General features: G+C 70.5%; 10 protein-coding genes. 4 read left to right on the top strand and 6 right to left on the bottom strand.

Translation table 11 applies throughout. The annotated features are described in order from the left end of the window. Positions 1-125: 125 nt before the first annotated feature. The 3 genes from ABEB09_RS24520 to ctaC are packed head-to-tail and all read right to left on the bottom strand — an operon-like array spanning position 126 to position 3,234. On the bottom strand, positions 126-524 hold the full coding sequence (locus ABEB09_RS24520; RefSeq protein ID WP_345692067.1) for a cytochrome c oxidase subunit 4: 399 nt from the start codon (positions 522-524) through the stop codon (positions 126-128). Continuing rightward, positions 521-2,269 carry an aa3-type cytochrome oxidase subunit I gene (gene ctaD, locus ABEB09_RS24515; RefSeq protein WP_345692066.1) on the bottom strand — a complete coding sequence of 583 codons (1,749 nt, stop codon included), beginning with the start codon at positions 2,267-2,269 and terminating at the stop codon, positions 521-523. The genes ABEB09_RS24520 and ctaD overlap by 4 nt, the downstream gene beginning before the upstream one ends. Continuing rightward, a complete protein-coding gene (ctaC, locus tag ABEB09_RS24510) occupies positions 2,266-3,234 on the bottom strand; it encodes an aa3-type cytochrome oxidase subunit II (RefSeq protein ID WP_345692065.1) in 969 nt (322 codons plus the stop codon). Before ctaC ends, ctaD begins: the two co-directional genes overlap by 4 nt. A gap of 276 nt (positions 3,235-3,510) precedes the next feature. On the opposite strand from ctaC, the gene ABEB09_RS24505 reads away from it, so the two are divergent. Further along, positions 3,511-4,896, top strand: coding sequence for a cysteine desulfurase/sulfurtransferase TusA family protein (locus ABEB09_RS24505; RefSeq protein WP_345692064.1), 1,386 nt, complete (start codon positions 3,511-3,513; stop codon positions 4,894-4,896). Between the two features lie 9 nt (positions 4,897-4,905). Here ABEB09_RS24505 and ABEB09_RS24500 read toward each other — a convergent pair whose 3' ends face one another. Beyond that, positions 4,906-5,880 (bottom strand): carbohydrate kinase family protein, encoded by a 975-nt coding sequence (locus ABEB09_RS24500; RefSeq protein ID WP_345692063.1) that lies wholly within the window; start codon positions 5,878-5,880, stop codon positions 4,906-4,908. A 132-nt stretch (positions 5,881-6,012) separates the two neighbouring features. Here ABEB09_RS24500 and ABEB09_RS24495 point away from each other — a divergent pair, with 132 nt between their 5' ends. Further along, positions 6,013-6,219: a hypothetical protein gene (locus ABEB09_RS24495; protein WP_345692062.1), complete on the top strand. Its 207-nt coding sequence runs from the start codon at positions 6,013-6,015 to the stop codon at positions 6,217-6,219. 115 nt (positions 6,220-6,334) lie between these two features. Further along, on the top strand, positions 6,335-7,747 hold the full coding sequence (locus ABEB09_RS24490; RefSeq protein ID WP_345692061.1) for a hypothetical protein: 1,413 nt from the start codon (positions 6,335-6,337) through the stop codon (positions 7,745-7,747). A gap of 104 nt (positions 7,748-7,851) precedes the next feature. Here the strand turns inward: ABEB09_RS24490 and ABEB09_RS24485 are convergent, their stop codons facing one another. After that, complete coding sequence (locus ABEB09_RS24485) at positions 7,852-8,208, bottom strand: iron-sulfur cluster assembly accessory protein (protein ID WP_019885637.1); 357 nt, start codon at positions 8,206-8,208, stop codon at positions 7,852-7,854. A 237-nt stretch (positions 8,209-8,445) separates the two neighbouring features. Between ABEB09_RS24485 and nadA the strand changes: the two genes are divergently transcribed. Further along, positions 8,446-9,633 (top strand): quinolinate synthase NadA, encoded by a 1,188-nt coding sequence (gene nadA, locus ABEB09_RS24480; RefSeq protein WP_345692060.1) that lies wholly within the window; start codon positions 8,446-8,448, stop codon positions 9,631-9,633. 55 nt (positions 9,634-9,688) lie between these two features. Here the strand turns inward: nadA and ABEB09_RS24475 are convergent, their stop codons facing one another. Then, entirely contained in the window at positions 9,689-12,823 is a 3,135-nt protein-coding gene (locus tag ABEB09_RS24475) for an efflux RND transporter permease subunit (protein ID WP_345692059.1), read from the bottom strand. Between the last annotated feature and the right edge of the window lie 70 nt (positions 12,824-12,893).

Below are 12,893 nucleotides of genomic sequence, written 5' to 3'. Positions count from 1 at the left end.
GTAGGAACGGTTGTCGACGGCGGCACGCCGGATGACTGCAAAAGAGGGGCCCGGCGGCCTCCTTCCGGAGGCTGCCGGGCCCCTTCACCGCCGGGGTGGAGCCATCGGCTCCGGTCCCCTACGGATCACTGGTTCTGGTTCTCACCGCGGTAGTACTCGAACACCCAGCCCCACACACCGATCAGGAGGAGCGGCAGGGAGAAGAAGCAGAGCCACCAGTCCAGGGCGATGCCCAGGAAGGCGAAGGCTCCACCGAGCGCGAGGGAGAGCGGCTGCCAGCTGTGCGGGGAGAAGAAGCCGAGTTCACCGGCCTCGTCCGCGACGTCGGCCTCCTTGTCGTCCTGCGCCATGGCGTCCACGCGCCTGGCCGTGAAGGCCAGGTAGTAGCCGATCATGATCGTCAGGCCGAACGTCAGGAAGAGCGCCGTGGTGCCGACCGGCTCCTTCGACCACCAGCCGTACAGGACGGCCATGGCGAGTACGAAGACGCTCAGCCAGATGAACATCTTGCCCTGGATCTTCACTTGCCGGCCTCCTTGCCACCGACGAGCGCGGCTGCCTCATATCCCTTGTTCTCGAGCTGGTCGAGAGCAGCGATCTCCGGGTGGTGCAGGTCGAACGCCGGGGATTCGGAGCGAATACGCGGCAGCGTGAGGAAGTTGTGGCGCGGCGGCGGGCAGGACGTGGCCCACTCCAGCGAGCGGCCGTAGCCCCACGGGTCGTCGACCTCGATCTTCTTGCCGTACTTGGCGGTCTTCCAGACGTTGTAGAAGAACGGCAGCAGCGACATGCCGAGCAGGAACGAGCTGATCGAGGAGACCATGTTCAGCGCGGTGAAGCCGTCAGCGGCGAGGTAGTCCGCGTAGCGGCGCGGCATGCCCTCGGCACCCAGCCAGTGCTGGACGAGGAACGTGCCGTGGAAGCCGATGAACAGCGTCCAGAAGGTGATCTTGCCGAGGCGCTCGTCCAGCATCTTGCCGGTGAACTTCGGCCACCAGAAGTGGAATCCGGCGAACATCGCGAAGACCACGGTGCCGAAGACGACGTAGTGGAAGTGCGCGACGACGAAGTACGTGTCGGAGATGTGGAAGTCCATCGGGGGCGAGGCCAGGATGACGCCGGTCAGACCACCGAAGGTGAACGTGACCAGGAAGCCGATCGTCCAGAGCATCGGCGTCTCGAAGGACAGCGAGCCCTTCCACATGGTGCCGATCCAGTTGAAGAACTTCACACCGGTCGGGACCGCGATCAGGAAGGTCATGAAGGAGAAGAACGGCAGGAGCACACCGCCGGTGACGTACATGTGGTGCGCCCACACCGTCACGGACAGACCCGCGATCGCGATCGTCGCGGCGATCAGGCCGATGTAGCCGAACATCGGCTTGCGGCTGAAGACCGGGATGATCTCGGAGATGATGCCGAAGAACGGCAGGGCGATGATGTACACCTCGGGGTGGCCGAAGAACCAGAAGAGGTGCTGCCACAGCAGCGCGCCACCGTTGGCCGGATCGAAGATGTGCGAACCGAACTTGCGGTCCATCTCCAGCGCGAAGAGCGCGGCGGCCAGGACCGGGAAGACGATGATCGCCAGCAGGGCGGTCAGCAGCACGTTCCACGTGAAGATCGGCATCCGGAACATCGTCATGCCAGGCGCACGCATGCAGATGATCGTGGTGATGAAGTTGACCGAGCCGAGGATCGTACCGAAACCGGACAGGGCCAGACCCATGATGGCCATGTCGGCGCCGATGTTGGGCGAGTGCACGGCGTCCGACAGCGGGACGTACATGAACCAGCCGAAGTCGGGCGCGCCGCCCGGGGTGAGGAACGAGGCCGCCGCCATGACGGAGCCGAAGAGGTACAGCCAGTAGGCGAACATGTTCAGCCGCGGGAACGCCACGTCGGGCGCGCCGATCTGGAGCGGCATGATCCAGTTCGCGAAGCCGGCGAAGAGCGGCGTCGCGAACATCAGCAGCATGATCAGGCCGTGCATGGTGAAGGCCTGGTTGAACTGCTCGTTCGACATGATCTGCGTGCCCGGGCGGGCCAGCTCCGCGCGCATGAGGAGCGCGATGAGGCCACCCACGCAGAAGAACGCGAAGGACGTGACGATGTAGAGCGTGCCGATCGTCTTGTGGTCGGTGGTGGTCAGCCACTTGACGACGACGTTGCCGGGCTGCTTTCGCCGTACCGGCAGCTCGTTCTCGTACGGCTCCTTCGAGCCGTCAGCTGCCTCGGCGGCACCCTGAGGTTCGTTGAGGATGCTCACAGTTGGTTACTCTCCGCGTTCCTGGCCGGGTCCGTCTGCTCAATGCCCGACGGGATGAAGCCGGTCTGCCCCTTCTCGGCCAGCTCCTTCAGGTGCTGCTGGTAGCGCTCCGGGGAGACCACCTTGACGTTGAAGAGCATCCGGGAGTGGTCGACGCCGCAGAGCTCGGCGCACTTGCCCAGGAAGGTGCCCTCCTCGGTGGGGGTCACCTCGAAGGCGTTGGTGTGGCCCGGGATGACGTCCTGCTTGAACAGGAAGGGGACGACCCAGAAGGAGTGGATGACATCACGAGAGGTCAGGACGAACCGGACCTTCTCGCCCTTCGGCAGCCACAGGGTCGGGCCCGGGTTGCCGGTCTGGGGGTTGCGCGTTCCCGGGATGCCCGCGTCGTAGACGCCCTCGGCACCCGCCGGGAACTGCTTCTGCCACCGGTCCGGGATGGCGGCGAGCTCCTTGGGGGCCTTGGCCCCGGTGGCGGCGTCGCCGTCGACGTTCTCGATGTAGTTGAAGCCCCAGCTCCACTGGTAACCCACCACGTTGATGGTGTGGGTCGGCTTCTCGGACATGGCGAGGAGCTTGGACTCATCGCGCGCGGTGAAGTAGAAGAGCACCGAGACGATGAGGAGCGGGGTCACCGTGTACAGGGCCTCGATGGGCATGTTGTACCGGGTCTGGTGGGGAACCTCCACCTTCGTGCGGCTGCGCCGGTGGAAGATGACCGCCCAGAGGATCAGTCCCCAGACCAGCACGCCCACGACGAGGGCCGCCGCCCACGAGCCCTGCCAGAGGGAGAGGATCCGAGGAGCCTCCTCCGTCACCGGGGTGGGCATACCGAGGCGGGGGAAATCCTTCCAGCTGTACGAGCAACCGGTGGCGGTGGCCAGGATCAGGCCCGCAGTCAGCACCTGCGGCAGCTTCCGCCGCATCGGGCGCCGCGACGAGCGGTCGGAGCCGTTGGGACTCACGTAGCGCCTTCCCGAGAGTCTCGCCCGCGGGGTCGGCTGCGGCCGTCTCGCTGGTCGGTCGCCGCCCTGACGCGGGCAGGGGTTTGGATGTTTATGCGGACCAAACCCTACTGGACGCTATTTGGCGTCGCGCGGGGAGGGTGCCCAACGCGCCGCCGCGCCCCTCTTTCGGGTTGGTTGCGCAGGTGGGAAGGCCCGTGGGCGGGTCCCGGGCGCCGGCGCGGAAGGGGGGTGGGCGGCGCCCGCGAACGGGCCCAACGGCGTTAGCGTGGCCACGTGGTGTATTTCGACGTCGCTTCCTCAGCGCCCCTGCATCCCGTCGCCCGGCAGGCGCTCCAGGCCTCGCTCGACGAGGGGTGGGCCGACCCCGCCCGGCTGTACCGGGAGGGGCGGCGGGCGCGCATGCTGCTGGACGCCTCCCGGGAGGCCGCGGCCGAGGCGGTGGGGTGCCGGCCCGACGAGCTGACGTTCACTCCATCGGGGACACACGCGGTGCATTCGGGTATCGCCGGGGCGCTCGCCGGGCGGCGGCGCGCCGGGCGGCACCTGGTGGTGTCGGCCGTGGAGCACTCGTCGGTGCTGCACGCGGCCGCCGCGCACGAGGCGGGTGGCGGGACGGTGACCGAGGTGGCCGTGGAGCGGTCCGGGGCGGTCGCCCCGGAGGCGTACGCCGCCGTGCTGCGCGGGGACACCGCGCTGGCATGTCTGCAGTCCGCCAACCACGAGGTGGGGGTGGTGCAACCGGTGGCCGAGGTGGCGGAGGCGTGCCGGACCGCGGGGGTGCCGCTGCTGGTGGACGCCGCGCAGTCGCTGGGCTGGGAGGCGGTGGCCGGTGACTGGTCGCTGCTGGCGGCGAGCGCCCACAAGTGGGGCGGCCCTGCCGGGGTGGGGCTGCTGGCCGTGCGGAAGGGTGTGCGGTTCGCCTCCCAAGGGCCCGCGGACGAGCGGGAGTCGGGGCGGGCGGCCGGCTTCGAGAACATTCCGGGCATCGTGGCCGCGGCGGCCTCCCTGCGTGCCGTACGGGCGGAGGCGGCCCGGGAGGCGGCGCGGCTGCGGGAACTGGTGGACCGGATCCGGGCGCGGGTGCCACAGTTGGTGCCGGACGTGGAGGTGGTCGGGGATCCGGTGCGGCGGCTTCCGCACCTGGTGACCTTCTCGTGCCTCTATGTCGAGGGCGAGACGCTGCTGCACGAGCTGGACCGGGCCGGTTTCTCCGTGTCGTCCGGTTCGTCCTGTACGAGTTCGACGCTGACGCCCAGCCATGTGCTGCGCGCCATGGGCGTGCTGTCGGAGGGCAACGTCCGGGTGTCGCTGCCGATGGGAGCGGCGGAGGCGGACGTGGAGCGGTTCCTGGAGGTACTGCCGGGCGTGGTGGCGGGCGTGCGGGAGCAGCTGGGCGCGCCGGGGCCCGGGCCGCTGGCGACCCCGGAGGGCGCGGGGACGCTGGTGGTGGACGCGCTCGGGCGGCGCTGCCCGATCCCGGTGATCGAGCTGGCGAAGGTCATCGGCGACGTGCCGGTCGGCGGGACGGTGCGGGTGCTCGCCGACGACGAGGCGGCGCGGCTGGACATCCCGGCCTGGTGCGAGATGCGGGGCCAGGAGTACGTGGGCGAGGAGCCGGCGGACCGGGGCGCGGCCTATGTGGTCCGCCGGCTGTCGTGACGGGTCGCCCTACGGCAGGTGCTTCTGGACCTCGGCGGCGGCCTCGTCGCCGTACGCCTTGGTGAAGCGCTCCATGAAGTGGGCGCGGCGCAGGGTGTACTCCTGGGTGCCGAGGGTCTCGATCACCAGGGTGGCGAGCATGCAGCCGACCTGGGCGGCGCGCTCCAGGCCGACGCCCCAGGAAAGGCCGGAGAGGAAGCCGGCGCGGAACGCGTCGCCGACGCCGGTCGGGTCGACCTTGGCGTCCTCCTCGGGGCAGCCGACCTCGAGGGCCGGCTCGCCGACGCGCTCGATGCGCACGCCGCGGGCGCCGAGGGTGGTGACGCGGTGGCCGACGCGGGCGAGGATCTCCTCGTCGGTCCAGCCGGTCTTGGTCTCGATGAGGCCCTTCTCGTACTCGTTGGAGAAGAGGTAGGTCGCGCCCTCCAGGAGGGTGCGGATCTCGTCGCCGTCCATCCGCGCGATCTGCTGCGAGAAGTCGGCCGCGAAGGGGATCCCGCGGCTCTTGCACTCCTCGGTGTGGCGCAGCATCGCCTCGGGGTCGTCGGCGCCGATCAGGACGAGGTCGAGGCCGCCGACCCGGTCGGCGACGGCCTTCAGCTCGATGAGGCGGGCCTCGCTCATGGCGCCGGTGTAGAAGGAGCCGATCTGGTTGTGGTCGGCGTCGGTGGTGCACACGAAGCGGGCGGTGTGCAGGACCTCGGAGATCCGCACGGAGCCGGTGTCCACGCCGTGCCGGTCGAGCCAGGCGCGGTACTCGTGGAAGTCGGAGCCGGCCGCGCCGACGAGGATCGGCCGGGCACCGAGCTGTCCCATGCCGAAGCAGATGTTGGCACCGACCCCTCCCCTGCGGACGTCGAGGTTGTCGACGAGGAAGGAGAGGGAGACCGTGTGCAGCTGATCGGCGACGAGCTGGTCGGCGAATCGGCCGGGGAAGGTCATCAGGTGGTCGGTGGCGATGGAGCCGGTGACTGCGATACGCACGGCTGAGAGCTCCTGCGGGGAGGTCGGCGGTTGACAGTTCACGCTACCGGGTCGAACGGCACGCGGAGAACAGTGGAAACTACCCTTAAGTAGGTCTTTCTCCTTCCGCTTGGCCGTGCGTACGGTGCCGGTATGTCGAACGCCATGGCGCCGTACGAGCGGCGGGAGCCCGAGTTCACCCTGGCCGAGCTGCGCGGGGACTCCGCGCGGATGGCCCCGCACTGGGCGGTTCCGGCGGCGGACGCGCCCGCTCCCGTGTCGCCGGCTCTGATCCACGGTGTGGTGGTGCCGGTGTCCTCGGCGCGGCTGATCGACGCCACGGCCGAGTACGGCGTGTAGAGCGGCTGCGGCTCTGGCCCGGCCGGGGGAACCGCCCGCCCGTCCGGTCCGTCCCAACGGTGTCTCCCGTCAAGAGGGGATACGACAGGGGTAGGACTGACGAAGGAGCGATCCGGTGAGCGAGACGGAGCCCATAGACGCAGGTCCGCGCCGGCGGCGTTCACCGCTGGTCGTCGCTTCGGTGGCGGCGGCCGTGCTGCTCGCCGGGGGCGGCACCTACTGGGCGGTCGCCGCCTCGGACGACGGCCGGGACGGGTCCGCCCGCACCGCGGCGTCGGACGCGCGCGGTACGACGCCCCCGGTACCCGGCGGTACGGGGCCGGGGATCGCCCCGGGCGAGCCGGACCCGAACGACGGCACGTACCGGGTGACGGGCTCACTGCCGGACGGCCCGGACAAGGCGTACACCTACCGGCACCGGGGCGTGGTGACGGCCGCGGACGTGTCGCGGCTGGCCGAGGCGCTCGGTGTGGCGGGGACGCCGCGCAAGGAGGGCATCGAGTGGCGCGTCGGCCCGGAGAAGGACGGCACCGGGCCGTCCCTGACGGTGCTGGCTGCGGCGCCCGGCGAGTGGCGGTACTCGGCGGCCGGGCCGGTGAGCGACAGCTGCCCGAAGAGCAAGGACTGCCCCGGCGGGTACACGCGGGGCAAGCCGGTGGGCGAGGAGGCCGCGAAGAAGGCCGCCGCTCCCGTACTGAAGGCGCTCGGTCTCGGGGCCGCGCCCGTGCACGCCGCGGAGCTGATGGACGCGCTGCGGGTGGTGAGTGCCGATCCGGTGGTGGGCCGGCTGCCCACGATGGCGTGGTCGACGGACGTCCGGGTCGCGCCCGACGGTCAGGTGGTGGGCGCGAGCGGCCGGGTGCTGGCTCCGGTGCGGGGCGCCGAGTATCCGGTGATCAGCGCCGAGCAGGCGGTGGAGGAGCTGAACTCGTCGGTGGCGGTCACGCGCGGCGGGACCGGCGGGTGCGCGTCGCCGGTGCCGCTGGACGGCGGCGCCATCGCGCAGGGCGAGGGCTCGGTGGGGCCGGGTACGGGGACGGACCCGGGCGGGCCGTGCGACGAGTCGCCGGGTGCCACCAAGCCCGTGAAGGAGAGGGTGACGATCCACTCGGCGCGGTTCGGGCTGGCCTCGTACCCGGAGCGGAACCAGCCGGCGCTCGTGCCGGCCTGGCTGTTCGAGGGCGAGCGGGACGGCCGGCCGTACCGGTTCAGCTACCCGGCGGTGCCGCTGGACGTGCTGGCGCCCGACCCGGACCAGCAGTCGCACCTGCGGCTGGAGAGCTACCGGGCGTCGGACCGGCAGCTCAAGGTGGGCTTCACCGGCGGGGTGTGCAGCCGGTACGTCGTGCGGGTCGAGGAGGAGAGCGCCACGCGGGTGCGGCTGCGGCTGTACGACACGCCGATCGAGCCGGGACGCGTCTGCATCCTGATCGCCGTCCCGCTGACCGCGACCGTGACGCTGGAGCAGCCGCTGGGCGACCGCGCGGTGGTGGACGCGGTGACGGGCAAGCCGGTCCCGCGCACGTAGCGGCCCGGCCCGCCGGCGGGTGCGGGCACGACGAAGGCGGCGGCCCTCGGACCTGTGGTCCGGGTGGCCGCCGCCTTCGTCACCCCGTCAGCGTCGTCAGCCTGTCAGCTGAACGAGTCGCCGCAGGCGCAGGAGCCCGTGGCGTTCGGGTTGTCGATGGTGAAGCCCTGCTTCTCGATCGTGTCGACGAAGTCGATGGAGGCGCCGCCGAGGTAGGGGGCGCTCATGCGGTCGGTGACGACCTTGACGCCGCCGAAGTCCTTGACGACGTCACCGTCGAGCGAGCGCTCGTCGAAGAAGAGCTGGTACCGCAGGCCCGAGCAGCCACCGGGCTGAACGGCGACGCGCAGCGCCAGGTCGTCGCGGCCTTCCTGGTCGAGCAGGGCCTTGACCTTGGCCGCGGCGGCGTCCGACAGGAGGATGCCGTCGCTGACAGTGGTCTTCTCGTCCGATACGGACATCTGCTTCTCTCCCGGGTTGTACGGAGACTGCTTGCCGACGGTTGCAACCTGCGGGGCCGCGGATTCATTCCGGGCCTCGTGTTCGTCGTTTCCCTTTCATGCTCGCACACCGCCGAAGGGGCAAGCACCGACCTGTGGAAGGCGAATTCGTCACATCGACACTATGGACATCGTCAAAGTGACGTGAACCGGTTATGATAGATAGCGTCAATTAGACGAAAAGGCTCAGAAGAAAGGGTGCGTGACGTGACCACCGCCCAGCCCCTGGACGTCCAGCCGACGCCGCTCGCCCTGCTGCTGCTCGGCCGCGAGGCCGACCCCAAGAGCGAGCGCGGCGTCGAGTGCCCCGGCGACCTGCCCTCGCCGTCCGACCCGGACCTGGTGGCGCGCGCCCGTGCGGCCAAGGAGAAGCTCGGGGACAAGGTCTTCGTCCTCGGCCACCACTACCAGCGCGACGAGGTCATCCAGTTCGCGGACGTGACCGGCGACTCCTTCAAGCTCGCCCGGGACGCCGCGGCCAGGCCGGAGGCGGAGTACATCGTCTTCTGCGGTGTGCACTTCATGGCCGAGTCGGCGGACATCCTCACCAGCGACGACCAGAAGGTCGTCCTGCCGGACCTGGCCGCGGGCTGCTCGATGGCCGACATGGCCACGGCCGAGCAGGTCGCGGAGTGCTGGGACGTGCTGACGGAGGCGGGCGTCGCGGAGGCGACCGTCCCGGTCTCGTACATGAACTCCTCCGCCGACATCAAGGCCTTCACCGGCAAGCACGGCGGCACGATCTGCACCTCGTCCAACGCCAAGCGCGCGCTGGAGTGGGCCTTCGAGCAGGGCGAGAAGGTCCTCTTCCTGCCGGACCAGCACCTGGGCCGCAACACCGCCGTCCGCGACATGGGCATGTCGCTGGACGACTGCGTGGTCTACAACCCGCACAAGCCGAACGGCGGCCTCACCGCCGACCAGCTGCGTGCCGCGAAGATGATCCTGTGGCGGGGCCACTGCTCCGTGCACGGCCGGTTCTCGCTGGACTCCGTCAACGAGGTACGCGAGCGGATCCCGGGCGTGAACGTCCTCGTCCACCCCGAGTGCAGGCACGAGGTCGTGGCGGCCGCGGACTACGTGGGGTCGACCGAGTACATCATCAAGACCCTGGAGGCCGCGCCGGCCGGCTCCAAGTGGGCGATCGGCACGGAGCTGAACCTGGTCAAGCGGCTGGCGAACCGTTTCGCGAGCGAGGGCAAGGAGATCGTGTTCCTCGACCGCACGGTCTGCTTCTGCTCCACGATGAACCGCATCGACCTGCCGCACCTGGTGTGGGCGCTGGAGTCGCTGGCGGAGGGGAACCTGGTCAACCGCATCGAGGTGGACCGGGAGACGGAGAGCTTCGCGAAGCTGGCGCTGGAGCGGATGCTGGCGCTGCCGTAAGACCGCGCACCAAGCGTGAGGGGCGCCCCCCTTCTGGGGGCGCCCCTCCTTTTCGTTACGGCGTGGCCGCCTCCTGGGGGGCACGGGGCGCCGGGGACTCCGCCGGGGCAGTCGGTGCGCGCTTGGCCGCGCGCCTGGCCGCGCGTCGTTCCTTGCGGAGTTCGATCATGGCGTACAGCGTCGGGACCAGGAGCAGGGTCAGCAGGGTCGAGCTGATCAGGCCGCCGATGACGACCACCGCCAGCGGCTGGGCGATGAAGCCGCCCTCGCCCGTGATGCCGAGGGCCATCGGGATCAGGGCGCAGATCGTGGCGAGCGCGGTCATCAGGATCGGGCGCAGCCGGTGGCGGCCGCCCTCGACGACCGCCTCGATCACGCCGAGGCCCTGGGCGCGGTACTGGTTGATCAGGTCGATCAGCACGATCGCGTTCGTCACCACGATGCCGATCAGCATCAGCATGCCGATCAGCGCCGGGACGCCCATCGCGGTGCCGGTGGCGATCAGCAGGCCGATCGCGCCGGTCGCCGCGAACGGGATCGACACCAGCAGGATCAGCGGCTGGACGAGGCTCCGGAAGGTGGCCACCAGCAGCATGAACACGATCGCGATCGCCGCCAGCATGGCCAGGCCGAGGCTGCCGAACGCCTCCTCCTGGTCCTGCGAGACCCCGCCGATCGAGGCGGTCGCGCCCGCCGGCAGGTCCAGGGCGTTGATCTTCGACTGGAGCGTGGCGCTCACCGCGCCGGTGTTGTCACCCGTCGGCTTCGCCGTGATGGTGGCGGCGCGCGAGCCGTCGATACGGGTCATGGACACCGGCCCGGGCACCAGCTTCACCTCGGCGATGTCGCCCAGCTTCACCGGGCCGAGCGGCAGGGCGCGCAACTGGTCCAGGGTGCGGGCCGGGGCAGCGGAGGTGATGACCACGCTGCGCTCGGTGTCGTCCAGGATCGCCGTGCCGGCCGGGGTGCCGCGCACCGCCTGGGCGACGGCCATGCCGAGGGTGGCGTCGGTGAACCCGGCGTCGGCCGCCTTCGCGGTGGCCTTGACGGAGATGCGGGGCACCGACTGCGACAGGTCGCTCTGCACGTCGGTGACGTCGTCGACGCGGGCGACCTCCGCCCGTACCGCCTCGGACGCCTTGCGCAGGGTCTCGGCGTCGGCCGCCTTGACGACGACGCTGAGGTCCTGGTTGGCGAAGCCGTCGCCGGCCGCGATGGTGGTGTCGCCGATGCCGTCGAGCCGGCGCAGCTCCTCGTCGATGCGGTCACGGACCTTCTCGTACGACGCGGACTCCTTCAGCCGCACCTGGTACGAGGCCTGGTTGGCGCCCGTGCCGCCGCCGAAGGCGGCCATGAAGCCGGACGAGCCGACGGTGACCTGGTAGGCCTCCACGTCGTCGATCGAGGCGAGGACCTTCTCGACCTTCTTCGCGGCCGCGTCGGAGGCGTCCAGGGCGGTGCCCGGGGCGAGCTTCTGCTTGATGGACAGGACGCTCTGCTCGCCCGGGTCGAAGAAGTTCGTCTTCAGCAGCGGCGCCATGCCGAACGTGCCGATGAGGACGACGACCGCGAGGGCCAGGCTGGTGAGGCGGCGGCGCGTCGCGAACCGCAGCACCGGCACGTACATCCGCTGCAGGAGGCTGCGGGCCTCCTTCTCCTCGGCCGCGCGCCGCGCCTCGTCCGGGTCCGCCGACGTGCCCTTGGGGGCGCGCAGGAACCAGTACGAAAGGACCGGGACCACCGTCAGGGAGACCAGCAGCGAGGCGAGCAGCGCCGCCGTGACGGTCAGCGAGAACGAGCCGAACAGCTCCCCGACCATTCCGCCGACCAGGCCGATCGGCAGGAACACGGCGACCGTGGTGAGCGTGGAGGAGGTGACCGCGCCGGCCACCTCGCGCACGGCCGTGAGGATGGCCGTCTGCCGCTCCTCGCCGTAGCCGAGGTGCCGCTTGATGTTCTCCAGGACGACGATCGAGTCGTCGACGACCCGGCCGACGGCGATGGTCAGCGCGCCGAGCGTCAGCATGTTCAGCGACAGGTCGCGGGTCCACAGCACGATCAGCGCGAGCACGACGGACAGCGGGATGGAGACCGCGGTCACCAGCGTGGAGCGGATCGACGTCAGGAAGACGAGGATGACGAGGACCGCGAAGGCCAGGCCGAGCGCGCCCTCGGTGGTGAGGCCGGATATCGACTTGGCGACGGCCGGGCCCTGGTCGGACACGACCGTCAGCTCGGCGCCGGCGCCGAGGTCGCGGCGCAGGTCGGGCAGCTTCCCCTCGACGGCCTCGGAGATGGCGACGGCGCTGCCGTCCTTGTCCATGGTGGCCATCACGGCGAGGCTGGGCCTGCCGTTGGTGCGGGTCAGCGAGACCCGGGCGGACTCCTCCTGCTTCACGGTGGCGATGTCGCCGAGGCGTACGGCCTTCTCGCCGGGGCCTGGGACGGCCGGGGCGATCCGCAGGTCCTCGATCTGCCGCAGCGAGGTGAGGCCGCCGCCGACCTGGACGGTGCGGCTCTTGCCGCCCTCGGAGAAGGAGCCGGCGGGGACCGTGGCGCCGCCCGACTTCAGCGCCTCGGCCAGGTCCATCGTGGTGAGCCCGGCGGCGGCGAGCTTCCGCGCGTCGGGCGTGACGGACACCTGGAGGTCCTGGACGCCCTGGACGGAGACGCGGCCGACGCCCTCGATGTCCTCCAGGGCGGGGACGACGGTCCGCTCCAGCCTGGCGGCCAGCGCCTGCTGGTCGCTGCCGGCGGACGCGGCGAGCACGACGGTCGGCATGTCGTCGGTCGAACCGGCGACCACCTGCGGGTCCACGGTGTCGGGCAGCTGGACGCGGGCCCGGTTCACGGCCTGCTGGACGTCGGCGACGAGCTGCTTGGTGGACTGGTCGCCGTAGTCGAAGGTGGCCATGATCAGGGCGTTGCCCTCGCCGGCCGTGGAGGTGATGCCCTTGATGCCGTCGACGCTTTCGAGGGCGTTCTCGAGCGGCTCGACGACCTGCTTCTCGACGACGTCCGGCGGGGCGCCCTGGTAGGGCGCGAGGACCGACACCATGGGCAGTTCGATGGAGGGCAGCAGCTGCTGCTTGAGCTGGGGCACCGCGATGGCACCGAAGACGATCGCGACGATCGACATCAGCCCTATCAGGGCCCGTTGCGCGAGGCTGAATCGGGACAGCCAGGACATGGGGTCTCGGTCTCTCTTCCGTGGCGTCGGCGTGGGGAGGGGGTGGCCCTCTCACGATCAGCCATGGGAA

The sequence above is a fragment of the Streptomyces coeruleoprunus genome, from assembly GCF_039542925.1.
GTDB classification, from domain to species: Bacteria; Actinomycetota; Actinomycetes; order Streptomycetales; family Streptomycetaceae; genus Streptomyces; species Streptomyces coeruleoprunus.
Note: the sequence above shows the minus strand (reverse complement) of the source record. Positions and strands in the feature narration are given on the sequence as shown.

Bases quoted from the DNA above. Each gene is read 5' to 3' on its own strand.
- ABEB09_RS24485 (WP_019885637.1), bottom strand. From the start codon at position 8,208: ATGTCCGTATCGGACGAGAAGACCACTGTCAGCGACGGCATCCTCCTG.
- ABEB09_RS24495 (WP_345692062.1), top strand. From the start codon at position 6,013: ATGTCGAACGCCATGGCGCCGTACGAGCGGCGGGAGCCCGAGTTCACC.
- ABEB09_RS24475 (WP_345692059.1), bottom strand. From the start codon at position 12,823: ATGTCCTGGCTGTCCCGATTCAGCCTCGCGCAACGGGCCCTGATAGGG.